The organism is Sphingomonas sp. J315 (genome assembly GCF_024666595.1).
In the GTDB taxonomy this organism is placed as follows: Bacteria; Pseudomonadota; Alphaproteobacteria; order Sphingomonadales; family Sphingomonadaceae; genus Sphingomonas.
Window position 1 is genome coordinate 1,926,034 of sequence record NZ_CP088296.1, and the last position, 25,324, is coordinate 1,951,357.

The window sequence follows — 25,324 nt, forward strand, 5'->3', positions numbered from 1 at the left end:
GAGGGCCGGGGAGAGGGGCAGTGTCTCGTCCGGCCCTGTCAATTGAAATGGAATGTTCGAGAGGGACTGCCCCTCTCCCAACCCTCTCCCCTGAAGGGGAGAGGGCTATAGAGGTCAGCCCGCCTTGGCGGTGGCGTAGGCCCAGTCGAGCCAGGGGCCGAGCGCCTCGATATCGGCGGTGTCCACGGTCGCGCCGCACCAGATGCGCAGCCCCGCCGGAGCGTCGCGGTATCCGGCGACGTCATAGGCGGCGTCCTCGGCTTCGAGCAGCGACGCGAACTTCTTGATGAAGGCTTCGTCTGCCCCTTCGACCGTCAGGCACACGCTGGTGGTCGATCGGACCGCTTCGTCCGCAGCCAGATTGCCGAGCCAGTCGCGTTCCGCGACCAGCTTCTGCAATGCGGCGGCATTGGCGTCGCTGCGCGCGATCAGGCCTTCAAGCCCGCCGAGACCCTTGGCCCATTCGAGCGCAAAGATCGCGTCCTCGACCGCCAGCATCGACGGCGTATTGATCGTCTCGCCCTTGAACAAGCCCTCGGTCAGCTTGCCCTTGGCCATCAGGCGGAACACCTTGGGCAGCGGCCAGGCGGGGGTGTAGCTTTCCAGCCGTTCCACCGCGCGCGGGCCGAGGATCAGGACGCCATGGCCGCCTTCGCCGCCCAGCACCTTTTGCCAGCTGAAGGTCGCGACATCGATCTTGTCCCACGGCAGGTCGTAGGCGAACACCGCGCTGGTCGAATCGGCGAAGGTCAGCCCTTCGCGGTCGTCGGGGATCCAGTCGCCATCGGGTACGCGCACGCCGCTGGTGGTGCCGTTCCAGGTGAACAGCACGTCGTCGGCGAAATCGACCTGAGTCAGGTCGGGCAGCTGGCCATAATCGGCGCGGACGATCGTCGGATCGAGCTTGAGCTGCTTGACCGCGTCGGTGACCCAGCCTTCGCCGAACGATTCCCAGGCGAGCGTCGTGACGCCCCGCGCACCAAGCATCGTCCACATCGCCATCTCGAACGCGCCGGTGTCGGAACCGGGGACGATGCCGATGCGGTGCGTGTCGGGCAGGCGCAGCATCTCGCGCATCAGGTCGATGCAGTATTGGAGACGGGTCTTGCCGAGCTTCGAGCGGTGCGAGCGACCGAGAACCTCGGTCGCGAGCTTGGCGGCATCCCAGCCCGGAGGCTTGGCGCAGGGACCCGAAGAGAAATGGGGGCGAGCCGGCTTCGTGGCGGGCTTGGCGATGGACGCAGTTCCGGCGTCGGCGGCAACAAACTCAGTCATGTCAGTCTCTCCTCGCAGAGAGCACGCGCGGCGTTGGGACCGCGTGGCCCGTCGGCGGCCCTAACGATGGGGGGCGGTAAGTCAAGCAAAGAGCGGTATCGGGTGAAACGGGTGGAATCCGGGTGGGGCGGATAAGCGCGGGTTAACCACAATGGGTTACAGGGGGGCATGGTCATGCGCGCAATCCTGACCCTGTGCTTTCCCCTGTTGCTCGCCGGATGCGTGTTCGGCGGTGACGACGACCGTGCAGCGCCGTCGCGCGCGCCGGTGCGCCCGGACCCGCGCGGCCCGGTGACGCTCGACATTCCGACCAGCCGCGAGACGCAGCAATGCTATGCCGATCTGTCGCGCGCAGAGGTGCGGTTCAGTCCGCTGCCCGACCGCGACTATGGTGGCGGATGCATGGTGATCGGCGCGGTGCAGCTGATCGATGTCGGGATCCCGGTGTCGGGGCTGAAGGCAATGCGTTGCCCGCTGGCGCGCAATTTCATTGCCTGGATGCGCCACGCGGCGGTCCCGGCGGCGCGCGAGATATTGAATGGCGAGCTGGTGCGGGTCGAAACCTATGGCACCTACTCCTGCCGGGGGATCGTCGGTGGGAGTGCCGCGTCGTCGCTCAAGGTTTCCGAACATGGGCTTGGCAATGCGATCGATGTCGCCGCCTTTGTCTTGCGTGATGGACGCAAGATCAGCGTGCTGGGCGATTGGAGCGGCGGGACGGCGGAGGAGCGCGAGTTCCTGCGCGTCGTGCACCGTTCGGCGTGTCGCCGCTTCACCACGGTGCTGGGCCCCGACTATAACAGCGCGCACGCAAACCATTTCCATTTCGACCTCGGCGGCAAGCCGTTCTGCCGCTGACGCTCGGCGCTTTGCGTCCGAAGCGAAACCGGCTAGTCCCGTCGCAATGACAGACAAGAAAGTGCCGTCGCGCGTCTTTGCCCGCGCGAGCCAGGATGCGGAGACCGCGCGGACCGCCGTCTCCACCCCCCAGACCGAACACCCGGCCTATCGCCTCGCCTTTCAGGACATGGACTTCCTGTTGCGTGAGGATCTGCGTCCCGTGCGGTTCCAGCTCGAGCTGTTGAAGCCCAGCCTGTTGATGGACGAGGCGAACATCGCGTCACTGTTCGTCATCTACGGATCGGCGCGGATTCCCGAGCCGGCCAAGGCGCAGGCGCTGCTCGACCTGGCGACCGATGACCAGTCGCGGCGAATCGCCGAGCGGTTGATCGAGAAGTCGAAATATTACGATGTCGCGCGCGAACTGGCGGGACTCGCCAGCTGCTACCCGCTCGACGAGAATGGCGACCGCCATTTCGTCGTCACCTCGGGCGGCGGGCCTTCGATCATGGAGGCGGCAGAATCGCGGCGCGACCGAAAAGGGCTGCGAGTCGGTCGGGCTCAATATCGTGCTGCCGCATGAGCAGGCACCGAATGAGTATGTGACCCCGTCACTGAGCTTCCAGTTCCACTATTTCGCGCTGCGCAAGATGCACTTCCTGCTCCGCGCGCGAGCGGTCGCGGTGTTCCCCGGCGGGTTCGGGACGTTCGACGAATCGTTCGAGTTGCTGACGCTGATCCAGACCGGGAAGATCGCTCCGATCCCGGTGCTGTTCTACGGCAAGGATTTCTGGACCCGCGTTGTCAATTTCGAGGCGCTGGTCGAGGAGGGTGTAATCAGTCCTCGCGACCTTGGCCTGTTCCACTTCTGCGAAACCGCCGAGGAGGGATGGGAGATCGTCCAGAAATTCTGGGAGGACCGGGAGGAGTAAGAAAAAGGGCGGCCCGTTGAGGCCGCCCTTTTCGCGTTCCAGTCCCGAGGCCGAATTATTCCTTCTTCGCGGCTTCCGCGGCTGCGGCGGGATCGACCGAGGGTGCGCCAGAAGCCGGAGTGCCGGCATTGCCCAGTTCGGTCGGTGTCACTTCGTTGCCAGCTTCTGTCTCACCCTCGGCCGGAGCCGCTTCGGGGGCTGGCAAAGGCAGGTTCGAGCCCTGCGCGTTCATATAGGCGATCACGTTCGCGCGTTCCTGCGGATCGGACAGGCCGGCAAAGGTCATCTTGGTGCCGGCGGCATATTTGCGCGGGCTGGCGAGCCATGCGTCCATCGCCTCGAACGTCCAGTTGCCCGGAACCGCCTTGAGCGCGTCGGAATAGGCGAATCCGGCGACATGGCCGTGCGGCTTGCCCATCGACGCCCACAGATTCGGCCCCACGCCATTCGCACCGCCCTGGGTGATCGAATGACATGCCGCGCATTTGGCGAACGATGCCTGACCCTTGGCGACATCGGCCTTGGCCAGGCGGTTGGCGATCGGCTCGACCGCAGCGGCACCGCTGCCGCCCTCCGGGCCGTCCGCGCTCTCGACCGGATAGCCTTCCTTCTCGGGCTTTCCACCATGATAGATCATGCCGCTGGCGATCGAGAGGCCGAGGGCAGAGGCACAGCCGAACAGGACCCAGCCTGCGATCGTGTTCATGCGATTGTCCATGTGCGCCCGTTCTGCCCCGTGTTGATCTTGGCCGGGTTCTTTAGTGTGGCCTTTTGATCCCCGCAACCCGGGCTTGCCGCAAGTTGATCGCGCGGTTACGCGCGCGCCGATGGACAATTTCGCCGCCCCCGCCCGCCCGATCGTCGAACGGATGACGCAGGCCGCTCTGGCCGAGCCCAAACGCGCGGTCGCGTTCCAGGGCGCGCCGGGCGCAAATTCGCACATGGCTGCGCTGGAGGCCTTCCCGACCGGGCTGCCGCTCCCCTGCTTCAGCTTTGAGGATGCGATCGACGCGGTGCGCGACGGGCGCGCCGATTGCGCGATGATCCCGATCGAAAATTCGCTGCACGGGCGGGTCGCCGACATCCATTTCCTGCTGCCCGAATCGGGCCTGGTCATCATCGGCGAGCATTTCCTGCCGATCCGCTACGCGCTGATGGGACTGGGCGCGCGCGCCGGGGTGCGTCAGGCGATGAGCCATCCGCAGGCGCTGGGCCAGTGCCGCCACTGGCTGAAGGCTCAGGGGATCGCACCGCTCTCCTACCCCGATACCGCCGGGGCGGCGGCGGTGGTGGCGGAGGAGGGCGATCCCGCCGTGGCCGCGCTCGCCCCGCCGGGCGCTGCGCCGCTCTATGGTCTGACGATCTTCGACAACGACGTCGCCGACGCCGATCACAACATGACCCGTTTCGTGATGCTCTCGCGCAGTGCGCCGCCGCTGCGCGATCACGGGCCGTACATGACCACGTTCGTGTTCGAGGTGAAGAACGTGCCCGCCGCGCTGTACAAGGCGCTGGGCGGCTTCGCGACCAATGGGGTAAACATGACCAAGCTGGAAAGCTACCAGCGCGGCGGCAGCTTCGCGGCGACGGAATTCTATGCCGACATCGTGGGTCGTCCCGGCGACGCCGCAGTCGATCGCGCGCTGGAGGAACTCAAGTTCCACACCAAGTCGATGCGTGTGCTTGGCACCTATCCGCAGGCGCGCGCGCGTCCGGAGTGACGTAAACTTGTGTTCCTGCGAAAGCAGGAACCCAGAGCTACAGGCGATTCGGGTTGAAACTCTGGTGTCCTGCTTTCGCAGGGGCGCAAATCCCTACCGCTCGCGTGTCGCCATGAACTTCACTTTGGAATAGCGGTCGGCGATATAGCCGACTTCCCACGCCGATTTGGCGAGGAACACCGGGTTGCCGTCGCGGTCCTTGGCCATTGCGGTGCGGTTGAGGTCCATGAATTCCTTCACATCGCCCGCCTCGCCGCCGACCCAGCGCGCCGTGTCGAACGGTGCCGGCTCAAGGTTTGCGCCGACCTTATATTCGGCATCGAGGCGACTGAGTAGCACTTCGAGCTGAAGCTGGCCGACCACGCCGATGATCCAGTTCGAGCCGATATCCGGGTAAAAGACCTGGATCACGCCCTCTTCGGACAGGTCGTCGAGCGCCTTGCGCAGCTGCTTGGTCTTGGTCGGATCCTTCAGCACCACGCGGCGCAGGATTTCCGGCGCGAAATTGGGCAGGCCGGTAAAGCGCACCGCCGCCTTTTCGCTCAGCGTATCGCCGACGCGCAGCGTGCCGTGGTTGGGAATCCCGATGATGTCGCCCGGAAACGCCTCGTCCGCCAGTTCGCGCTGCTGGGCGAAGAACATGATCGGCGAATGGATCGCGATCGGCTTGCCGTGCCCGCTCGGAGTCAGTTTCATGCCGCGCTTGAAGGTGCCCGACACCAGCCGCATGAACGCGATTCGGTCGCGGTGGTTGGGATCCATGTTCGCCTGCACCTTGAACACGAATCCGGTGACTTCGGGATTGTCCGGCGCGACTGGCGCGGGTTCGGCGGGCAAAGCGTGCGGGGGCGGGGCATGGGCCGCGAGCGCGTCGATCAGCGAATCGACCCCGAATTCCTTGAGCGCTGACCCGAAATAGACCGGGGTCAGATCGCCATTGCGATAGGCGTCGCCATCGAACGTCGCATAGCCCGCCAGCCCCAGCTCGGCTTCCTCGCGAACCTTGGCGAGCGTCTGCGCCGAGATCAGCGTGTCGAGCTGGGGGTCGTCGAGGCCACTGGTCTGCACCACCTTGCCCTGAAATTCGCGGCTGTCTCCCTCGGGAAGCAGCAGGCGATGGTCGACCAGGTCGTAAATCCCCTCGAACTGGCCGCCCATGCCGACCGGCCAGGTCATCGGCGCGACGTCGAGCGCGAGCAGGTCGGCGATCTCGTCGAGGATCTCGAACATCTCACGGCCCTCGCGGTCGACCTTGTTGACGAAGGTGATGATCGGCACGTTGCGCAGCCGGCACACTTCGAACAGCTTGCGTGTCTGGCTTTCGATGCCCTTGGCGGCGTCGATCACCATCACCGCCGAATCGACCGCAGTCAGCGTGCGATAGGTATCCTCGCTGAAATCCTCGTGCCCCGGCGTGTCGAGCAGATTGAAGGTGATGCCGTCGCGCTCGAACGTCATCACCGATGAGGTGACCGAAATCCCGCGCTGCTGTTCGATCTTCATCCAGTCCGACCGTGCGCGTCGCGCCTGGCCGCGTGCCTTCACTTCGCCGGCAAGATGGATCGCGCCGCCGAACAGCAGCAGCTTTTCGGTCAGCGTGGTCTTGCCGGCGTCAGGGTGGGAGATGATCGCGAAGGTGCGACGATCGGGAATCACATTTTCGGGCATCGCGGCCCTCTAGCGGCAAGTGGCGCGTGAATCGAGGGGTCTCACCCCCGCCGCTTCTTGGATCGCCGCCGCGCGCGCTCCATCATCACGATCCGCTCAAAGCACGCCATCACCTCCTCTCGCGGGTGGCGGCGCTCGATCCGGCGCAGGCGGAAATGGACGTGCGCCATCTTCTGATAGTAGCGGGTGAAGACGGTGTTGATCGCCGCCCCGGTCGCGGCGCTGACCACCGGGGCGGCGCGTGCGGCGATCGTCTGGCCCATCGTCCGCCCCAGCCGTGGCACCACCGCGCCGATCACGCCCGACACCGATTGATGGCTGAGCGCGATGCGTCCGGCCCACAGCCCGGTATCGGTCGCGTCGTCGTCGCTGAGCGGGCCGCCCAGGCCGAACACCGCGATACACTGCGCGCGCACCTCCGGATCGTCGATATCCTCGCCATAATGCGCCGCGATCTGCTGGATAGATCGCAGGATCAGCGTGGTGGTAACCGCAAGGTCGGCCAGCGTGGTGCCGACCCCGCCCAACCCGCCGATCGCGCCGGTGAACCCGGCGGCGAAGCGGTGAAACCCCTCGCTATTCTTCACCGGCCGCGTGTCGCCGGGCGCGCGACGGTTGGACTTGTTGGTGCGGAACGCGAAAGCATAGCTCTGGCGCAGCGCCAGATCGAGCATCCCCCTGCAGCTTGGCCTCCCAGTCGTCGGGGAGCCACTCGATGATGGAATCGGCCTGTTTCCCCGCCTGTTTGGCGAGGTTCATCAGCACGCTGCCCGCGTCCTCATGGAATTCGGCGATGGCGAGCAGCTCGACGAGATCGTCCTCGCCGAACGCAGCGCATGCATTGCCGGGATCGATCGACTCCATCACCTGCCCCCGGCGGACAGGCTATTGGTTAACGCCGCGATGGCAAGGGGCGCGACGCGGCCGATCCCGTCGCGGGACTCGTCCTACGCCTCGCGATGCACCGCAAAGCCGGCGAAATCCTGGTTCACCGGCATCAGTTCGAGCCGGTTGATGTTGAGGTGCGGCGGCAGGGTCGCGACCCAGAGCAGGGTTTCGGCGATGTCCTCGGCGGTCATTGGATGGACGCCCGCATAGAGCCGGTCGGACGCAGTCTTGTCGCCGCCGGTGCGCACGGTCATGAACTCGGTCTCGACCATCCCCGGCTCGATCGAGGTCACACGGACCCCGGTGCCGTGCAGATCGGCACGCAGCGCGAGGCTGAAATGATTCACGAACGCCTTGGTCCCGGCATAGACATTGCCGGCCGGATAGACATAGCTGCCCGCGACCGAGCCGAGATTGATGATCGCGCCGCGCCGTTCGATCAGCATCGGCAGCAACTTGTGGGTGATCGACATCATCGCAGTGACGTTGGTGTCGACCATCGTCTTCCAGTTATCGAGATCGGCCTGCTGCGCCTTCTCAAGGCCCCGGGCGAGCCCCGCATTGTTGATCAGCAGATCGATGTCGGCAAACGGTTCGGGCAGCGATGCCAGCGCGGCATCCCGCGCAGCCTCGTCGCGAATGTCGAATTCGAGCGTGTGGACGCCGTCGCTCTTCAGCGCCGCCAGCCGGTCCGCCCGGCGACCCGTCGCAACGACATGCCAGCCAGAATCGGCAAAGGCATGCACCGCCGCTTCGCCGATCCCTGCTGTCGCGCCGGTGATGAGTACGGTTGGCATGGTCCGGGTCCTTTCGCTGGAGACCCACGCCCTATGGTCATTCGTCCGACACGCTGCAATGATCGCCCACCGAGAGCATCATGGAATCGCTGAAAATCATCCTCTTCGCGATCTTGGCGGCGGTCGTTTACGGTATCCTGCACGATCAGGTGACCGCGCATGTGTGCGTCGAGTATTTCACGATCGGGCATCCACCGGTCTTTGCCACGGACTCACCGTTTCTTCTCGCGATCGGCTGGGGCGTCATCGCAACTTGGTGGGTCGGCCTGATCCTCGGGATCCTGCTTGCGTTGGCTGCGCGAGTGGGCCGTGCTCCAAAGCTCAGAGTCAATGACGTGCGCGCCGGGATCGTCCGGCTCATGCTGGTAAGCGCTGGCGGGGCAGCGGTCGGCGGCATAGTCGGGGCGCTACTCGCCGCGCAGGGTGCCATTTGGCTCGTCGGCGAGATGGCGGCCCGTGTTCCGGAAGACCGCCACGTCGCCTTTCTAACCGTCGGCTTCGCGCATAGCGCTAGCTATGCAATCGGGATACTGGGCGGCCTGTTCCTGGCCGCATGGACGTGGCGCAGACGGCGGCGCGCCACCGCTACCCGACCGCTAGCCGGGTAGCGGGCAAGGTTCAGCCGCGCAGGCTCGCGCCCAGCTTTGCTGCCGCCGCGACGACCTTGTCGGCCACCGCCTTGATCTCCGCGTCGGTGAAGCTCTTTTCGCCCGGTTGCAGCGTCACTTCGACCGCGAGGCTCTTCTTGCCGTCCTCGACGCCCGCGCCGGTGAACAGGTCGAACAGGCGGGCGTCGGTGATGCTGGCTTTGTCCGCACCCTTGACCGCGCGGACCAGATCGCCCGCCGCCAGCGTGCTCGGCACGATGAACGCGAAATCGCGCGTCACCGCCTGCAACGCCGGGGGCGTGTAGGCCGGACGGGCGAAGCCGGTCGCGCGCTTGGTCGGGATCGCGTCGAGGAACATCTCGACCGCGGCGACCGGGCCGTCGAGGTCGAAGCGCTTGGTCAGGCTCGGGTGGAGCATGCCGAATGCGGCGAGCACTGTCTTCGGACCCAGCCGCAGCGTCGCCGACTGGCCGGGATGCCAGGCCGCACCCGCTTCGCCCATCACCTGAAGGTTGCCGACCGGCGCGCCGGCGGCTTCGAGCAGTGCCAGTGCCTCACCCTTGGCATCGAACGCGCCGAAGGGCTGCGCCTTGCCGTTCGCCCAGCCGCGCGGGCTGCGGTCGCCCGTGAGCAGGACGGTGAGCGTCAGCTTCTCGCCATCGGCCAGATAGCGGCGGCCGAGTTCGAACAGGCGCACGCTCGTCGCGCCGCGCTTCACATTGCGCGCCGCCGCCATCATCAGGCCGGGCAGCAGCGAGGGGCGCATGACCTTCAGGTCTTCGCTGATCGGGTTGGCGAGCGTCCATGCGCCGCCACCGACCGCTTGCGCCTCGCTCTCGGAGATGAAGCTCCACGTCACCGCTTCGTTGAGGCCGCGTGCGGCGGCGGTGCGGCGGATGCGGCGTTCCAGCTTCTGCTCGGGCGTCGCGGTCGGCTTGGCGACGCCGGGCGCGCGGGGGAGGGGGTGGAGGGGACCTTGTCGATCCCCTCGATCCGGATCACTTCCTCGACCAGATCGGCGGGGCCGTCGACGTCGCGCCGCCAACTGGGGGCGGTGACGCGGAAGCCGTCGCACGCGTCGTCCAGCTCACACGGGTCGCCATTGGCGTCGAGCGGCTGGACGGTGAAGCCCAGCGATTCGAGGATGTCGCGCTGCCGCTCTGCCGGGATCGCCATGCCACCCAGCGTCTCGGCGAGACGCGGGTCATAGCCGGTGGTGATGCCGACTTTCGGCACCGTGCCCGCGCGCGTCACTTCGCTCGCGGTTCCGCCGCAGATCTGCGTCACCAGCCGCGCGGCGATGGCGATGCCGTCGTCAAGGAACTCGGGATCGACGCCGCGCTCGAACCGGGTGCGGGCGTCCGAAGTGAGCAGCAGCTTCTGCCCCGCTCGCGCAATCGCCTCCGGCTCGAAATAGGCGCATTCGATCACGACGTCGGTGGTCGTTTCCGACACGCCGGTGTCCTCGCCGCCCATGATCCCACCGATATCGTGGACGCCATTATCGTCCGCGATCACCGTGATCGTCTCGTCGAGCGTGTAGGTCTTTTCGTTGAGCGCCAGCACCTGCTCGCCCGGCTTTGCCTTGCGCACGGTCAGCGCACCGCTGAGCTTCGCCTTGTCATAGACGTGGAGCGGGCGGCCGAGGTCAATCATCACATAGTTGGTGATGTCGACCAGCGCGCTGATCGGGCGCTGGCCGATCGCCTTCAACCGGCGCTGCATCCAGTCGGGCGCGGCACTGTTAGTGACGCCACTGACGGTCTGGCCGAAATAGGCAGGGCAGCCTTCGGGTGCCTCGATCCGCACCTCCGGCCCCGGCCCACTGGCGGGAACCGGGGTGGCGTCGAGCGGCTTCAACGTGCCGAGACCCGCAGCGGCAAGGTCGCGGGCAATGCCACGTACGCCCATGCAATCCTGACGGTTGGGCGTGATCGACACGTCGATCACCGGATCGTCGAGCCCGGCATAATCCGGGAACGCCGTGCCGACCGGCGCATCCTCGGGCAGTTCGATGATGCCGTCATGATCGTCGCCCAGCTCCAGCTCGCGGCTGGAACACATCATGCCGTTCGATTCGACGCCGCGCACCGCCGCGACCTTCAGCACCATGCCGTTGGCGGGCACCGTTGCGCCGGGCAGGCCGAGCACGCCGACGAGGCCAGCGCGGGCATTGGGCGCGCCGCACACGATCTGCAGCGGCGCGCCGTCTCCGGCATCGACGGTCAGCACCTGCAGCTTGTCGGCCTGCGGATGCCGCTCGGCGGTCAGCACGCGCGCGACCTTGAACGCGGCCAGCGCCGCGCCGGGATTCTCCACGCCCTCGACCTCATGCCCGATGCGGTTCAGGGCATCGAGGACGTCGGTCAGCGAGGCATCGGTGTCGAGATGCTCCTTGAGCCAGCTCAGCGTGAACTTCATGCGCCAACTCCCCCGACAGCGTGGGCACGTCGAGTGCCGAGAAGCCGTAATGCTTCAGCCAGCGCAGGTCGCCGTCGAAGAATGCGCGCAAATCGTCCATCCCATATTTGAGCATCGCGAGGCGATCGACCCCGGTGCCGAAGGCAAAGCCCTGCCATTCATCCGGGTCCAGCCCGCATGCCTCGATCACCCGGCGGTGGACCATGCCGCTGCCCAGCACCTCCATCCAGCCGCCGCCCTCGGCATCGCCGCTGCCGCCGATCACGCGCTTGCCGTTGATCCAGGTGAAGCCGACATCGACCTCCGCGCTCGGCTCGGTGAATGGGAAATAGCTCGGGCGCAGACGCAGCACGATGTCGTCACGCTCGAAATAGGCCTTGAGAAAGGTCTCCAGCGTCCATTTGAGGTGGCCGAGCGTGATCCCCTTGTCGATCACCAGCCCCTCGATCTGGTGGAACATCGGCGTGTGGGTCGCGTCGCTGTCGCTGCGATAGACGCGGCCCGGCGCGATGATGCGGATCGGCGGCGTCTGGCTGGTCATGGTGCGGATCTGCACGGGGCTGGTGTGCGTGCGCAGCACCATGGGCCGCTCATGCTCGCCGGCGAGGTAGAAGGTGTCGTGCATCGCGCGCGCCGGATGCGTCTCCGGAATGTTGAGCGCGGTGAAATTGTGCCAGTCGTCCTCGATCTCCGGCCCGGTCGCGACGGCAAAGCCCATATCAGCGAAGATTTCGGCGAGCTCGTCCATCACCTGGCTGATCGGGTGGACGGTGCCGGCGGGCACGCTATCGACCGGCAGCGTCATGTCGAGCGTCTCGCTGGCGAGCTTCGCCTCGAGCGCCGCGGATTCGAGCGTCGCCTTCCGCACCGCGATCGCCTCGGTCACCACTTCGCGCAGGCCGTGAATGCGCGGGCCGGTCTCCTGCCGCTCTTCCGGTGACATCCCGCCGAGTGTCTTGAGCAGGCCCGTGACGGCACCCTGCTTGCCCAGCGCATGCACGCGCACGGCCTCCAGCGCGTCGACGCCGGCAGCCGCGTCGATCGCGGCGAGAAGGTCGGCCTTGAGTTGGTCGAGATCGGTCATCGAATTTCCGTTCATTGGTCTATTGGCCCGAACCGCAGACGGGCGCGAAGGTCAAGCCCGACTGCCCAGCAAAGCGATGCCGAACGCGACGAACACGCCGCCGGTCACCCGGTTGAACAGCCGCTGACGGTTGGCAGGCGCGAGCCAGGCGGACAGCGACCGCCCGCCCAACGCGTACATGCTGAACCAGAATGCCTCGATCGCGGCAAAGCTGACGATCAGGGTTGCGAGCTGTGGCGCGAACGGCGCGTTGGTGTCGATAAACTGCGGGAATAGCGCGGCGGCGAAGATGATCAGCTTGGGATTAGAAAATCCGGTGCCGAGCCCGGCCCCGAACATTGCGGGGAGGGAAGGCGGGGCAGGCTTCTCCGCGTCGGCATCGCCGCCGACCGGCGCCCGCCACGCCTTGATCCCCAGCCACACCAGATAGCCGACCCCGGCATAGCGCAGCGCATCGAACAGCACCGGTGACGCCTTGAGCAGCGCGCCCAGTCCGGCGGCTGAGGCGAGCAGACAGACGAGGTTCGCGGTCATCAGCCCCGCCATCGACGCAACCGACCGGCGCGCGCCGTGATGGATGCTCTGCACCATGACGTGAAGCATGTTCGGCCCCGGCGTCGCGGAGATCAGGAACACGGCGGTGACATAGAGCCACCAGGTCTGGAGCGTCATCGGTCGAACCCTCTCGGGGGACAAGAAAAAGGGCGCCGGTGGATGTCCACCGGCGCCCCATATTCGGTCGCTACAGGCTTGCCTCAGGCGGCCTGGGGCAGAGCCGCCTTCGCCTGCGCGATGATGGCGGTAAACGCCTCACCTTCGTGCATCGCGATGTCGGCCAGGACCTTCCGGTCCAGTTCGATACCGGCGAGCTTCAGCCCGTGCATGAACTGCGAATAGGTCAGGCCCTCGGCGCGGACGCCGGCGTTGATGCGCTGAATCCAGAGAGCCCGGAAGCTGCGCTTCTTAACCTTGCGGTCGCGATAGGCGTATTGGCCGGCCTTTTCGACGGCCTGGCGCGCGATGCGGATGGTGTTCTTGCGACGGCCATAATAGCCCTTCGCCTGATCCAGAATCCGCTTGTGCTTCGCCTTGGTGGTTACACCACGTTTGACACGTGCCATGGTCTGCTACTCCTTACTTGAGGCCGTAGGGCGCCCAGAGGCGCACATGGCCGGCATCAGCTTCGGACAGGACCGACGTGCCGCGGTTGGTGCGAATATATTTCGCGTTATGGCTGCTCAGGCGGTGACGCTTGCCGGCGACGCCGTGCTTCACCTTGCCCGTCGCGGTGAATTTGAAGCGCTTCTTCACACCGCTCTTGGTCTTCATCTTGGGCATTTCCGTCTCCTTTTACGCGCGACGATCACGAACAGCCCCGGCAGCCCTTGTTAGCCGGGCGGTTCCCCTGAATCGCGGAAAGGCGGGCCAGTAGCGAGGAACGGTGGGAAAAGCAAGGTTCGGAACTGAATTGGTATCCTGAGTCTTTTCACGCTGTCATGGCCGACCGGGACGCCCCGATCGTCACGGCGGATGCCGAGCCTGTCGATCCGCCCGAGACGTCCGAACCCGCCGCCACTCAGAGCGGTGGGGATGACGATTCGCCCGTTGAGCAGCGCCGCTGGCCACGCTGGATGGTCATCACCGTGCGCGTCATCGGCGGTGTCCTGCTGGCGTTGTTCATCGCCTGGGCGATTCTCTACATCACCAAGGGCCGGTTCCTGAAGGGGACGTTCGAGCGGATCGTGAGCAGCCAGACCGGGCGCGAGGTGCGCGTCGCGGGCGATTTCCAGTTCTATTTCAACCCGATCAACCTCAAATATGTCTCCGAAGAGCTGACCGTCTCCAACCCGATATGGGTGGGGGAAGGCAATTTCTTCGCGGCCAAGCGTATCGAACTCAATGTCGCCACCTTCAGCTTTCTGTGGGGTGGCCGGCGTATCAACGTGCTGGACCTTCAGAGCGGTGCGGTCGACCTGCGTTGGGACGAAGCCGGACGGCGCAACACATGGACGTTCAGCGAGGAGAAGGGCGAGCCGCTCGACATTCCGCTGATCCGCCGCGCAATCGTCGCCGAAAGCAAGCTCAGCTACCGCGACCCCAAGATGGCGCTGTCCGCCGATATCACGATCGAGACGGTCCAGGCGACTGACGACCGGTTCGACGAGGCGATTCGCTTCCGCGGCACCGGGATGGCGCGCCGCACGCCGTTCACCCTGTGGGGCGCATTGCTTTCACCCAACGCCACGGTTGCGGGCGGCCAGAATCAGCTCGCGCTACGAGTAGAGGGCGCGCAGACCCGCGCAGACATCACCGGAACCCTGCCCGAAGCGACGCAGATCGAGGGAGCCGACCTTAAGGTCGATGTGCGCGGCGGCAACCTCGCCGATCTGTTCAGCGTTGCCGGGGTCGCGGTGCCCGATACCCGCACCTATCGCCTGCGCTCGGCATTGACCAAGGCGGGCGACGAATGGCGCTTCACCGGACTGCGCGGCACGTTCGGCGACAGCGACTTGGGTGGACGGCTGACCGTCCGCATGGGCGAACCGCGCATCTTACTCGACGCCGAACTTGCCACACGCACGCTCGATATCGTCGATGTCGGCCCGTTCATCGGCTACAGCCCAGGAGCGTCGGCTGCGGGCGCGGTGACGCGGATGGAAGGCGGACGCCCGCATATCCTGCCCGATGCTCCGCTGCGGATCGAGGCGCTGCGCAATTTCGACGCCAGGCTCAACTGGAAGGTTGCGCGCGTCCGGGCAGAGCAACTGCCACTCAGCAACGTGACGCTCGGCCTGACGCTCGACGACCGGCTGCTCACCCTCTCTCCGCTGAACTTCGCGATGGCGCGTGGCACAGTGTCTTCGGACATCAAGATCAACGCGCGCAATCCGGCGGTTCTCACCGACTATGATATCCGCCTGTCGCCGACGCCCATCGGGGTGCTGCTCAAGGGATTTGGGGTCGAGGAATCGGGGACAAGCGGTACGCTGTCGGCGCGCGTCAAGATGACCGGGACGGGCGACAGCGTGCGCAAGTCGCTGGCCGCCTCCAACGGCCGCATCGCGGTTATCCTGCCGCGTGGCAGCTTCTGGACGCGCAACATCCAGCTGTCCGAACTCGATATCGGCACGTTCATTCAGAAGATGTTCGAGGGGAAGCTGAAGGAACCTGTCCAGATCAATTGCGGCTTGATCGCCTTTACGGTGCAGCGCGGGATCGCGGCGGCGGACCCGATCCTGATCGACACGCAAAAGAACGTCATGCTCGGCCGCGGCGGCTTCAGTTTCCGCAACGAAACGCTCGACCTCGCCTTCCGCGCCGATTCGAAGAAGTTCAGCCTGTTCGCCGGCCAGTCGCCGGTCGGGATCGGCGGCTACTTCGCGCAGCCCAAGATCGACGTGATCACCCCCGAACTGCTCGGGCGTGCCGGAGCCGGTCTCGGCCTAGGCGTGGCAGCCAGTCCGCTGGCGGGCATTCTGGCATTCGTCGATGTCGGCGATGCCAAGAGCGCGGCGTGCGGCCCGGTCCTTGCCGGTGCGACGGCCAAGGCCCAGCGCGACACCAAGGGCCGCCCGCGCGACGATGTCGGCAAGGGGACGACCGCCAAGTCCGAGGACGGCTCACGCACCAGGGCCGAGCGCAAGGAGCAGCGGAAGAAGTTTCTGGGGATTTTCTAGGGATTAGTGACCCCGACAGGCGAGCGCCTCGACGATTTCCTCGATCCGCGCGGGGTCGCCCGCCGCGATCACCTCGCCATTGCTCCCGGCGTGCAGCGGGTCGCCCTGCCAGTCGCACATGCGCCCGCCCGCGCCCTCGACCACCGGGACCAGGGCGGCGAAATCGTGGAGCTTCAGCCCCGCCTCGATCACCAGGTCGAGATGGCCCGATGCGACCAGCCCATAATTATAGCAGTCGCCGCCCAGTACGGTGCTCAGCACCGCCGCGTCGACATGCTCGAACGCATGGAGCTGGCCGTCGGTGAACAGGGCGGGGGAGGTGGTGGCGAGCAGCGCCTTGGACAGCTCGCGGCACGCACGCGTTTCTGCGAGCTTGCCGTTGAACAAGGTGGTGCGCCCGGTGACGCCCAGCCAGCGTTCGCCGATGATCGGCTGGTCGATGATTCCCAGCACCGGCCAGCCATCCTCCAGCAACGCGATCAGCGTACCGAAGATCGGTCGCCCGACGATGAAGCTGCGCGTCCCGTCGATGGGGTCGAGCACCCAGGTTCGCCCGCTGCTGCCCTCACGTTCCTCCTCTTCCTCGCCGATGATCGCGTCCATCGGCCGTTCGGCAATGATCAGCCGCCGCATCGCCGCCTCCGCCGCCTTGTCGGCGAGGGTTACCGGCGAGGCGTCATCCTTGGACTCCAGCCCATGTTCGGCGCGGAAATAGGGGCGGATCGCCGCGCCCGCCGCATCGGCGAGGCGCTGGGCGAGATCGATATCGGCTTGGGATACTGGCATGCGCCCCGCCTAGCGGGGAAGGGTGCGGGCTTCAAGTGCCGCACCCGGTTCAGCGTCGCTGAGCCGAACCTAAAACGGCAGCCAGCGCCGCTTTTCGCTGAACTTCATGTATCCGACGTTGGCGCCCGCGCGCCATCCGACGCCCAGCCGTACCGGGATCAGCACCACGTCGCCACGGCGCAGATAGCTGGCCGAAAAGCCGCCGACGAAATAGAGCCGCCCCTCGCCCGCCGGGAAGCGCTTGTAGAGCTCCTGGCTGTCGTAGAGATTGTACACCAGCACGAACACCTTGTTGGCGTCGCCACCGATGTCGAAACCGACCGACGGTCCCGTCCAATAGACATCGCGCTCGCCCTCGACCGCATGAACCATCGTGCCCGATCCGTAGCGCAGTCCGACGACCACCGCGCCCGATCCTTCCGACCCGGCGATATAGGCGTTGGGTTGGCCCTGATCCTTCAGGATATCCTCGATCAGCGCGGCGAGGCCCGTCGCCCCCTTGCCGAACACGCCTTCCGCTGCAGAGACGAGGCGCACCTGGTCGAATGTGGTCGGGGCTTCCGGCTTTTGCAGCTCCGACTGGGCCTGGGCAGCCGGGGGCACCGTGGGTGCCGGTGGCGGCACCTGCCCCTGCGCTGGCGGGGCCTCATCGGGTGCGCCGGGATCGACAGGCTCGTCCTGCGGCGTGGGCTGGGCGGGGATCGCGGTCTGCGGCCGGTCGAGATCGGCGTCGATCGCGGTGTCCGGATCGACCTTCTGGATGCTCTGCGCCAGCGCGGGCGCAACCGCCAGCGATGGCAGCGCGAACGCCATCCCGATCCAGAGCATCAACCGTCGCATATGAACCCTCCCGCAGCGTCGCACTTACCTCCTGCCATGACCGGGCGGCAATGAACCGGCGATGACCCGAGTCGATTTCGCGCCCAGCCGCCGCAAATCCGCCCATTGATCGCGTGGCAGACGCTCGCTATAGCCCCCGCTCGCCGCAGGCATCCGGAGACGTGGGTGAGTGGCTGAAACCAACGCTTTGCTAAAGCGTCGTACGGGGAACCGTACCGAGGGTTCGAATCCCTCCGTCTCCGCCATTTTGGACCTTTTTAGGGTCGTCGCGAACCCCAAAAATTGCTAAAAACTCCCGGAAATCAGCGGTTTTTTGGTCCCGCTGAGTTCCATGCTGTCCCATGCGTTCCTGATCGAAGTGTGGGGTAAAGTGTGGGGTAAATCGGAGTGGGACGCGATGGGAAAGCTCACAGCGGCCAAGGTTCGGTCATTGTCCGAGCCCGGCAAATATTCCGACGGCGACGGTCTGTTTCTGCAGGTGAATGGGAAGGACTCGGCGCGATGGGTGCTGCGCATCCAGGCCGATGGGCGTCGGCGGGATATCGGGCTTGGATCTTTGAAGGCGGTTTCGCTCGCTGATGCCCGTGAGGCGGCATTCACAATGCGCCGCAAAATCGCTCAGGGAATCGACCCGGTAGCAGAGCGTAAGCTCGAGCGGGTGACGATCCCGACGTTCCGCGAGGCTGCGATCATGGTTCATGAGGAGCACTGCGCCGCCTGGAAGAACGGCAAGCACCAGCAGCAGTGGATTTCGACGCTGGAGTCCTATGTATTTCCGGCGTTCGGCGATCGACCGGTCAACGAGATCGAAGGACCGGCCATTCGCGACGTTCTCGCCCCAATCTGGTTGAGCAAGCCGGAGACGGCGCGTCGCGTGCGCCAGCGGATCGCTACGGTACTCGACTGGGCGTGCGCTAAAGGGTTCAGGAGAACCGAAGCGCCGATGCGGTCGATCGCGAAGGGGCTGCCGCGCCAACCCAAGAAGGATCGGCACTTTGCCGCGATGCCATATGCTGATGTGCCTGCATTCATCGAGAGATTGCGGGAGCGGGAGTCGGTTGGCCGGGTTGCCCTTGAGGCGCTGATCCTGACCGCTGCACGGTCAGGGGAGATTCGCGGTGCATGCTGGTCGGAGCTCGATCTCAAAAACCGCATCTGGTCGGTCCCCGCCGAGCGCATGAAGATGGGGCGGACCCATCTTGTGCCTTTGTCGGACGAAGCGGTCGCTGTGTTCGAGCGGGCAAAGGCATTCAAGGTTGGGGCGAGCGATCTCGTGTTTCCGGGGCAGAATGTGAAACGACCGCTCTCCGACATGACGCTGTTGAAAATTCTGCGCGACATGGAGCTTGGCGTCACCGTCCACGGCTTCCGGTCGGCTTTTCGCGACTGGGTCGCGGACAAGACCGATTACCCCGGCGAGGTGGCCGAAGCTGCGCTGGCGCATGCGGTGTCCAACAAGGTCGAGGCTGCGTATCGGCGGACCGATTTCCTCGACAAGCGCCGATTTCTCATGGCCGATTGGGGCGCATTTATCTGTGAGCGTGAGGCTACAAGAAACTATATGGGCGGGGAAGCAGACACTTGAGCGTCATAGCCTGAGCTACCTTAGCTCAGGAGTCTTCATTGTCTGCTACTTTGCGTCCCAAGCCTGTCCGTCGTGTATGCCCTACGACATCTAGCGCTGCAGTTGTATCGCCGACTCTCACTCGACGCGGGCCAAAGCCGCGCCCCATAGTTGAGTTCCCCGAACCTCTGACCACCGACTGGATCGATCCACCCTCTTTTCCTGAAGCCTTCGCGCTCCAGCTAAAGCGGCACGGCGATAGCTGCCATCATCTGCACCGAGCGGTGTGTCGGCCCGGCGAGACATTCGACCGCAAGACATTTCAGCAATGGGCAGCGGGCGCAAAACTACCGAGCGCCGTGCAGAGCTTCGAGATGCTGGCGCGGGTCGAGCACCGCTACCGACTGCAACCGGGCTATTTTCGTGGAAAGCTCGCAAACACCGGGCGGGCCATTGCTGGCCACAAGTTCGCGACGATGCCCACAGCGGAGCGTCGTCGCCTAGCGTGGCACTTGCCGGAAGACTTCGACCAGCGCCCGCAAGCGGAGCGCGCGGAGATCCTTCACTGGATCCGATCAGTGATCATCTCCGGCTCGACCGACTATCGCCGCTTTCAAGCAGAGGCGATGAAGGTTCGCTTTTCGCTGCGCTTCCCTGACTTTTTACCCTCGGCGTCGTCGCTGGAAACGGACACCGGAGGGCAGGTTGCAGGCGATGGGGTGCGCCCCGCCCCGCCAGGGCTTGTGATGGAGATGAGTGACCTCATTCGGTTCAAGACCGCGACGCTCACGCAGATCGGCGTCAAGCGCTCTGGCGTATGGGGCGAAGAGACGGTTACCCAGAAAATTGAGCATTTCGGTCTTATGTTCGGGGCACTTGCTGGCGACCCGGAACGACCGGTTTTGGGCCTTGGTGTACCGCTGCAAAGCCTGACCATGGCGCTATTGATCTTCCCCGCCTTCTGGGACTGGTACCTGCAATGGCGCGAGGCGCGGCGCGGCTTCTACACGTCGTGGGAGGTCAACATGCTGGCGCTCGGGATGGCGTTTAGTCGCCGCGAGACTGGATGGATTCGTCAGAGCGAATGGCTAGCGGAGAGATTGACACCCATTCCCGGTCTGATTTCGCAGGAGGACATTGCGTACGCGCGGCGCGACTGGAATGGGGCGTGCGATCGTATTTATGACCATGCCCTGGCACGGTCGAAAGAGCTGGCACGAGTGGTGCGCATCCATCGTGACCCGTTCGAGCCGATCCTCACGATACTGGAGGATGACAGCCCGGTCGGAGCCTATCGGCGGATTGCCGACGAAATCATCGCACGCATGCCCGACGAGCGGCGGTATCCACGTCCCGCGGCCGAAGCGATGCGCGGGTTTCTGATGCTTCGGCTGGGGTTGCATTTGGGGGTTCGGCAAAAGAATCTGCGGCAGCTAATGGTCTGCCCCCGTGGCCAGACGCCGCGATCCGAGCGGCAACTCGAGCATTTGCGTCGCGGTGAATTGCGCTGGAGTTCGCGCGATCAGGCGTGGGAGGTTCTGATCCCGTCGGTGGCGTTCAAGAACGCCAATTCCTCATTTTTTGGAAAGCAGCCCTTTCGGTTGACCTTGCCCGATCTCGACGGGCTGTACGCCAGGATCGACGCCTATATCGGGTGCTACCGCCCATTGTTGCTGGGAGAAGCCGAAGATCCGGAAACGTTCTTCGTGAAAACGGTCAAGCGAACCAGCCGCGACGCGTCCTATGATCAGAATACATTCTACGAAGCCTGGCGGTTGGTGATCCAGCGCTACGGAATCTTCAATCCCTATACCGGGCGTGGCGCGATCAAGGGTCTGCTCCCGCATGGCCCTCACAATGTTCGCGACGTGCTGGCGACCCACATCCTGAAAAAGACCGGCTCCTATGAACAGGCCAGCTATGCGATTCAGGATACGCCCGAGATGGTCGCTCAGCATTATGGACGGTTCCTGCCGCAGGATAAGGCCGCCATCGCTGCACGTGTTCTCAATCAGGTTTGGGAGGGCGCCTAGCGCTGCCTGAGGCAGTACGCGGGTTCGAATGAGCGTACACTGGCGGCTTCCTGCGGAACCGCCAGAGGCCGCGTAGTTGGTGTGCCGCGTGGCACACTCGATCCGACCGGAGGGCGCGGCGGCGGCCGGCGCACAGCTGCGCGCGCACGCCGCCGCGACGGCCGTCCGGCTTCAAGAGTGCGTGTTTGGTGGGCTCCTGGCGGAGCGGCAAGCGCTTGGCGCTTGAGGATGCTGCGGTCAGCGCTTCGCGCTGGCGTTGTTGGTCTCGGCCGCGGCCAAGGGGGGTGGGCGTCGCTGCCTTCTAGTCCCGCCGCGGCGGGCCGCAACCGGCTTTGCCGGTCCTTCACGTTGTTACGGCCCTTCGGGTGCCGCCCGCCTCCAGTCGGCGGGACTGCCAGTCCGCTCCTTGCCGCCCACCCCCCTTCGCCGGGGCCGGTGCGGTTCAGGAAGAAGGAGTAGACCCATGGAACTCAAGCATATCGACCTCACCAACCTGTCTGTCTCGACCGCCAATATGCGGGGCGTGAAGAAGGTGCCCGATCTCACCAACATCCTGCCGTCTGTACGGGCGCGCGGCGTGCTGGTGCCGCTGATCGTGCGGCAGAATGGCAGTCCCGACACCTATGAGATCGTCGCGGGCAAGCGGCGCTACCATGCAGCCCTTGCCGTGGCCGAAGAAGGCGGCGGGAGTGACGCGCTGCCGTGCGCGATCATGGAGGCGGGAGACGACGCAGCGGCGCTTGAAGCCTCGCTGATCGAGAACATGGCCCGGCTCGATCCCGACGAGGTGACGCGATGGGAGACGTTCACCCGGCTGATCCGCGAGGGTCGCAGCCCCGAGGATGTCGCGCTGACCTTTGGCCTCACCGAGGTGCAGGTGAAGCGTACGCTTGCGCTTGGCAATTTGCTGCCGCGCATCCGCAACCTCTACCGCCACGAGCAGATCGACGCGGTGACCGTGCGACACCTGACCCTCGCGAGCAAGGCGCAGCAGCGCGACTGGCTAGCGCTGGTCGACGATCCCGAGCAGCGCGCTCCGGTCGGTCAGCAGCTCAAGGCGTGGCTGTTCGGCGGTACGTCGATCCTGTGCGATGCTGCGCTGTTCGACGTTGCCGAGTACAAGGGCGAGATCGTCTCCGACCTGTTCGGCGACGAGCGCTATTTCGCGAGTGTCGAGACGTTCTGGACCGCGCAGGAGGCGGCGATTGCCGCGCGGGCCGAAGCATATCGCGAGGCCGGGTGGAGCGAGGTCGTGGTGCTGGAGCGCGGCGACTATTTCCGCAGCTGGGAGCATGAGCGGCGCTCAAAACGTCAGGGCGGCAGGGTGTTCATCAGCATCGGTCATCGCGGCGATGTCACCTTCCATGAAGGCTATGTCACCACCAAGGAGGCGCGGAAGCTGGAGCGGGGCGAAGCTGTCGAGAAGCCGACCCGGCCCGAGGTCACGGCGACCTTGCAGGACTATATCGACCTGCATCGCCATGCAGCGGTGCGTGCCAAGCTGGTCGATGCGCCGGGCGTGGCGTTGCGGGTGGCGGTCGCGCACATGATCGCGGGTTCGCCGCTGTGGAATGTACGTGTCGAGCCGCAGCGCGCGGCCTCCGATGCGGTGACCGAGAGCGTCGAGGTCAGCGCCAGCGAGGCGGCGTTCGATGCCAAGCGGCGCGCGGTAATCGCGTTGCTCGGGTTCGATCCCGAGGCACCGACGGTGACCGGTGGAAACGAGGGGAGCACTACCGCCCTGTTCGCCAAGCTGTTGTCGCTCGACGATGCACAGCTGTTGTCGATCCTCGCCATCGTCATGGCCGAAACCCTCGACGCGCGCAGCGACATGGTGGACCTGTTGGGCGAGCATCTGGCGGTCGACATGGCCCCGGTGTGGGAGGCCAACGATGCGCTTCTGGACGCGGTCCGCGACCGCGAGGTGCTTGGCGCGATGGTCGAGGAAGTGGCGGGCAAGTCCGTTGCCGAGGCGAACGCCAAGGAGAGCGGCAAGGTACTGCGCACCATCCTCAAGGACTGCGTTAGCGGCTCCAACGGGCGCGCGAAGGTCGAGGGCTGGGTCCCGCGCTGGCTGCGCTTCCCGGCATCGGCCTATACGCCACGCGGCGGCGTCGGATCGGTACGGCGCTCGGCTGCGGTTGCAACGCTGATCGCGCCAGAGGGCGAGGACGGTTTGGAGACGGTTGAGGGGAGCCAACCCAATGCCGCCGAGCCGCACACCGCGCAGCCTCCCGAAGCCGCATGACCATCCATCCGGGGACCGGCGCGCGCGAAGCGCCGCCGGTTCCTGCGCAAAAGGAGCCGGATCATGGCTCACCATCTGCCCCTGCCGGAACTGCTCCGGCGCATCGATCAGGCGCTCGATACGATGGAGCCGCTGCCCTATGCGGTGTTCGAGCGGCACCGCTTTTCAGGTCTCGATTACGCCCGGATCGCCATCGAGCTTGGCGTCAGCGTGGACGAAGTCGAGCGCGCCCTTGCCGACGCAATGTTTCATATTAACCGCAGCGTCGAGCAGGGCGGGCTATGAGGCCCGCCTTTCGCTCTTTGGCTTGCCAGACTAAGCCGGGCGCGTGAGTGTGCAGCGATGAAGTCCGAGATCGACCATCTTCCCGAGCAGCAGCAGCGTGAACTCGAGCGCGTGCGCGCTATCCTGCTCGAGGAATTCGACAGGGCGATCGGTTCTGCAACCGCCGCGCACAAACGCAATGGCAAAGTGCTCAAGATCATCCTGTTCGGCAGCTATGCCCGCGAGGACTGGGTCGATGAACCCGACAATGGCTATCAGTCCGACTTCGATCTGCTGATCGTCGTCAGTCACGAAAACCTCACCGACATCGCCGACTACTGGTACATCGCCGAGGACAGGATCGCGCGCGATCCCAGCATCGCACGCCCGGTCAATATCATCGTCCATGCGCTGGACGAGGTGAACCGCAGCCTCTCGCGCGGCGAGTATTTCTGGACCGATATCGCGCGCGACGGCATCGCGCTCTACGAGCTGCCGGGCCATTCGTTGGCAACGCCCAAGCCGCTTACAGCGGCCGACGCGCACCGCATGGCGCGCGAGTATTTTGAGCGATGGTCAAATGGCGTCGATGACCTGCTGGCCGGAGTGCAGCTTTATCGGGAGCGTGATAACCCGAACCTAGCCGCGTTCACGCTGCACCAAGCTGCGGAGCGGCTCTATATCTGCTTCCTGCTTGTGCAGACGCTGTATTTCCCGCGCTCGCATAACATCAAGTTTCTGCGCTCGCTTGCCGAGGACAAAGACCCACGTCTGGTCGATGCGTGGCCGCGCGCGACCAAGGCCGACCGGGCACGGTTCGAGCGGTTAAAACGCGCCTATGTCGAGGCGAGATATTCGGCCAGCTATGCGATCACACGCGAGGATCTTGACGCGCTTGCCGCGTCCATCGAGCAGCTGCGCGACCTTGTTGCCGCGCTCTGCACCGAGCGGCTCGAAGAGCTCAAGGCCGCCGCAGAAAGCTGACCGGCCGCGCTGCGGCCGGTCTTTCATCACTTATTCAGGCAGATTTCGGCGCACGCTTCTTGGCCGCACGGCCTTTGTTACCCAGGCCGATCTTCTTCGCCATCGCGCGGCGCGCTTCCGAATAGCTTTCCGCAACCATCGGGTAATCGGGTTTGAGGTTATAGCGCGCGCGATACTCTTCCGGTGTCAGACCGTGCGTCGAGAGATGCCGCCGCAGCGTCTTGTACGGCTTGCCGTCGATCATCGAAATGATGTGATCCTTCGACCCGAGCGACTTGCGAACAGTCACTGCCGGCACGAACTCTTGCGCCGGTTCGGCGTCATCCTGAGGTGCATTCGGCGCGGAAGTTGCGCCCGAAAGTTCGGTCAATGTCGCATGCATCGTGCGCAGAAACGTCGGCACTTCGTCCGCCTGCACGCGGTTGTTCTGGTTTCCGAGCCACGCAATCGTCAGCTCGGTTGCAAGCTCGACCGGGTTCAAATTCGTGTCTTCAGACATGGCATTTCCTTCTCAAGCAGCGCAGCTGATCTCTCAATTTACCTCCATATTGGATGTATTCTGATTGTCGAGGGCTCGGTCCTTGGCGCGGCCTCGGTTGCATTGGTCGGGGGCGGCGGAGAGGACGGGGAGAAGCGGCGGGTGAAGGGGGGAGGAGTGGATGCAAGATAAAGGCAGTGTCTCGCACCCGTGCTT

21 protein-coding genes, 1 tRNA gene and 3 pseudogenes are annotated in these 25,324 nt (G+C 65.1%); 11 read left to right on the top strand and 14 right to left on the bottom strand.

Annotated features, from left to right (window positions below; all coding sequences use genetic code 11):
* Window positions 1-114 precede the first annotated feature (114 nt).
* Window positions 115-1,275, bottom strand: coding sequence for a phosphoserine transaminase (locus LRS08_RS09915; protein ID WP_257843837.1), 1,161 nt, complete (start codon window positions 1,273-1,275; stop codon window positions 115-117).
* Between the two features lie 168 nt (window positions 1,276-1,443).
* On the opposite strand from LRS08_RS09915, the gene LRS08_RS09920 reads away from it, so the two are divergent.
* Both LRS08_RS09920 and LRS08_RS09925 read left to right on the top strand, forming a co-directional pair.
* Window positions 1,444-2,133: an extensin family protein gene (locus tag LRS08_RS09920; protein WP_257843836.1), complete on the top strand. Its 690-nt coding sequence runs from the start codon at window positions 1,444-1,446 to the stop codon at window positions 2,131-2,133.
* 46 nt (window positions 2,134-2,179) lie between these two features.
* Window positions 2,180-3,047, top strand: a pseudogene (locus LRS08_RS09925) (LOG family protein).
* A 55-nt stretch (window positions 3,048-3,102) separates the two neighbouring features.
* On the opposite strand, the gene LRS08_RS09930 reads toward LRS08_RS09925, so the two are convergent.
* The gene (locus tag LRS08_RS09930; protein ID WP_257843834.1) at window positions 3,103-3,765 is read right to left on the bottom strand and encodes a c-type cytochrome; all 663 of its coding nucleotides are present in this window, start codon (window positions 3,763-3,765) and stop codon (window positions 3,103-3,105) included.
* A gap of 109 nt (window positions 3,766-3,874) precedes the next feature.
* On the opposite strand from LRS08_RS09930, the gene LRS08_RS09935 reads away from it, so the two are divergent.
* A complete protein-coding gene (locus LRS08_RS09935) occupies window positions 3,875-4,768 on the top strand; it encodes a prephenate dehydratase (protein WP_257843833.1) in 894 nt (297 codons plus the stop codon).
* Window positions 4,769-4,861: 93 nt separating this feature from the next.
* Here the strand turns inward: LRS08_RS09935 and LRS08_RS09940 are convergent, their stop codons facing one another.
* The 4 genes from LRS08_RS09940 to LRS08_RS09955 form a co-directional block, all read right to left on the bottom strand.
* Window positions 4,862-6,436 (bottom strand): peptide chain release factor 3, encoded by a 1,575-nt coding sequence (locus tag LRS08_RS09940; protein ID WP_257843832.1) that lies wholly within the window; start codon window positions 6,434-6,436, stop codon window positions 4,862-4,864.
* 41 nt (window positions 6,437-6,477) lie between these two features.
* The gene (locus LRS08_RS09945) at window positions 6,478-7,110 is read right to left on the bottom strand and encodes an EcsC family protein (RefSeq protein WP_260481618.1); all 633 of its coding nucleotides are present in this window, start codon (window positions 7,108-7,110) and stop codon (window positions 6,478-6,480) included.
* Window positions 7,013-7,300, bottom strand: a complete 288-nt coding sequence (locus tag LRS08_RS09950; protein WP_260481619.1) for a hypothetical protein — start codon at window positions 7,298-7,300, stop codon at window positions 7,013-7,015. The genes LRS08_RS09945 and LRS08_RS09950 overlap by 98 nt, the downstream gene beginning before the upstream one ends.
* 83 nt (window positions 7,301-7,383) lie before the next feature.
* Window positions 7,384-8,121, bottom strand: a complete 738-nt coding sequence (locus LRS08_RS09955; RefSeq protein WP_257843830.1) for an SDR family NAD(P)-dependent oxidoreductase — start codon at window positions 8,119-8,121, stop codon at window positions 7,384-7,386.
* An 80-nt stretch (window positions 8,122-8,201) separates the two neighbouring features.
* Here LRS08_RS09955 and LRS08_RS09960 point away from each other — a divergent pair, with 80 nt between their 5' ends.
* The gene (locus LRS08_RS09960; RefSeq protein ID WP_257843829.1) at window positions 8,202-8,729 is read left to right on the top strand and encodes a hypothetical protein; all 528 of its coding nucleotides are present in this window, start codon (window positions 8,202-8,204) and stop codon (window positions 8,727-8,729) included.
* Between the two features lie 10 nt (window positions 8,730-8,739).
* Here LRS08_RS09960 and pheT read toward each other — a convergent pair.
* The 5 genes and pseudogenes from pheT to rpmI form a co-directional block, all read right to left on the bottom strand.
* Window positions 8,740-11,150, bottom strand: a pseudogene (gene pheT, locus LRS08_RS09965) (phenylalanine--tRNA ligase subunit beta).
* Between the two features lie 10 nt (window positions 11,151-11,160).
* Window positions 11,161-12,234, bottom strand: a pseudogene (gene pheS, locus LRS08_RS09970) (phenylalanine--tRNA ligase subunit alpha); the annotation flags it as partial.
* A gap of 51 nt (window positions 12,235-12,285) precedes the next feature.
* Window positions 12,286-12,906 carry a LysE family translocator gene (locus LRS08_RS09975; RefSeq protein WP_257843827.1) on the bottom strand — a complete coding sequence of 207 codons (621 nt, stop codon included), beginning with the start codon at window positions 12,904-12,906 and terminating at the stop codon, window positions 12,286-12,288.
* Window positions 12,907-12,989: 83 nt separating this feature from the next.
* Entirely contained in the window at window positions 12,990-13,355 is a 366-nt protein-coding gene (rplT, locus tag LRS08_RS09980; protein ID WP_145848216.1) for a 50S ribosomal protein L20, read from the bottom strand.
* Between the two features lie 13 nt (window positions 13,356-13,368).
* The gene (gene rpmI, locus LRS08_RS09985) at window positions 13,369-13,572 is read right to left on the bottom strand and encodes a 50S ribosomal protein L35 (RefSeq protein ID WP_066581118.1); all 204 of its coding nucleotides are present in this window, start codon (window positions 13,570-13,572) and stop codon (window positions 13,369-13,371) included.
* Window positions 13,573-13,730: 158 nt separating this feature from the next.
* On the opposite strand from rpmI, the gene LRS08_RS09990 reads away from it, so the two are divergent.
* A complete protein-coding gene (locus tag LRS08_RS09990) occupies window positions 13,731-15,911 on the top strand; it encodes an AsmA family protein (protein ID WP_260481621.1) in 2,181 nt (726 codons plus the stop codon).
* Window positions 15,912-15,914: 3 nt separating this feature from the next.
* On the opposite strand, the gene hisN is transcribed toward LRS08_RS09990, so the two are convergent.
* Together hisN and LRS08_RS10000 are read right to left on the bottom strand one after the other, a co-directional pair.
* Window positions 15,915-16,697 carry a histidinol-phosphatase gene (gene hisN, locus LRS08_RS09995; protein WP_260481622.1) on the bottom strand — a complete coding sequence of 261 codons (783 nt, stop codon included), beginning with the start codon at window positions 16,695-16,697 and terminating at the stop codon, window positions 15,915-15,917.
* Window positions 16,698-16,766: 69 nt separating this feature from the next.
* Window positions 16,767-17,537, bottom strand: a complete 771-nt coding sequence (locus tag LRS08_RS10000; RefSeq protein ID WP_257843826.1) for a DUF1134 domain-containing protein — start codon at window positions 17,535-17,537, stop codon at window positions 16,767-16,769.
* Between the two features lie 155 nt (window positions 17,538-17,692).
* Between LRS08_RS10000 and LRS08_RS10005 the strand changes: the two genes are divergently transcribed.
* From LRS08_RS10005 to LRS08_RS10030, 6 genes are all read left to right on the top strand, one after another.
* Window positions 17,693-17,782, top strand: a tRNA-Ser gene (locus tag LRS08_RS10005).
* Window positions 17,783-17,868: 86 nt separating this feature from the next.
* Window positions 17,869-19,122 carry a phage integrase central domain-containing protein gene (locus tag LRS08_RS10010; RefSeq protein ID WP_312026675.1) on the top strand — a complete coding sequence of 418 codons (1,254 nt, stop codon included), beginning with the start codon at window positions 17,869-17,871 and terminating at the stop codon, window positions 19,120-19,122.
* A 338-nt stretch (window positions 19,123-19,460) separates the two neighbouring features.
* The gene (locus LRS08_RS10015; protein WP_257843825.1) at window positions 19,461-21,134 is read left to right on the top strand and encodes a hypothetical protein; all 1,674 of its coding nucleotides are present in this window, start codon (window positions 19,461-19,463) and stop codon (window positions 21,132-21,134) included.
* Window positions 21,135-21,597: 463 nt separating this feature from the next.
* Window positions 21,598-23,382: a ParB/RepB/Spo0J family partition protein gene (locus LRS08_RS10020; RefSeq protein WP_257843824.1), complete on the top strand. Its 1,785-nt coding sequence runs from the start codon at window positions 21,598-21,600 to the stop codon at window positions 23,380-23,382.
* A 63-nt stretch (window positions 23,383-23,445) separates the two neighbouring features.
* Window positions 23,446-23,667, top strand: coding sequence for a sigma factor-like helix-turn-helix DNA-binding protein (locus tag LRS08_RS10025; RefSeq protein ID WP_257843823.1), 222 nt, complete (start codon window positions 23,446-23,448; stop codon window positions 23,665-23,667).
* 57 nt (window positions 23,668-23,724) lie between these two features.
* The gene (locus LRS08_RS10030; RefSeq protein WP_257843822.1) at window positions 23,725-24,630 is read left to right on the top strand and encodes a HEPN domain-containing protein; all 906 of its coding nucleotides are present in this window, start codon (window positions 23,725-23,727) and stop codon (window positions 24,628-24,630) included.
* A 34-nt stretch (window positions 24,631-24,664) separates the two neighbouring features.
* Here LRS08_RS10030 and LRS08_RS10035 read toward each other — a convergent pair whose 3' ends face one another.
* A complete protein-coding gene (locus LRS08_RS10035) occupies window positions 24,665-25,129 on the bottom strand; it encodes a MucR family transcriptional regulator (RefSeq protein ID WP_257843821.1) in 465 nt (154 codons plus the stop codon).
* Window positions 25,130-25,324 lie beyond the last annotated feature (195 nt).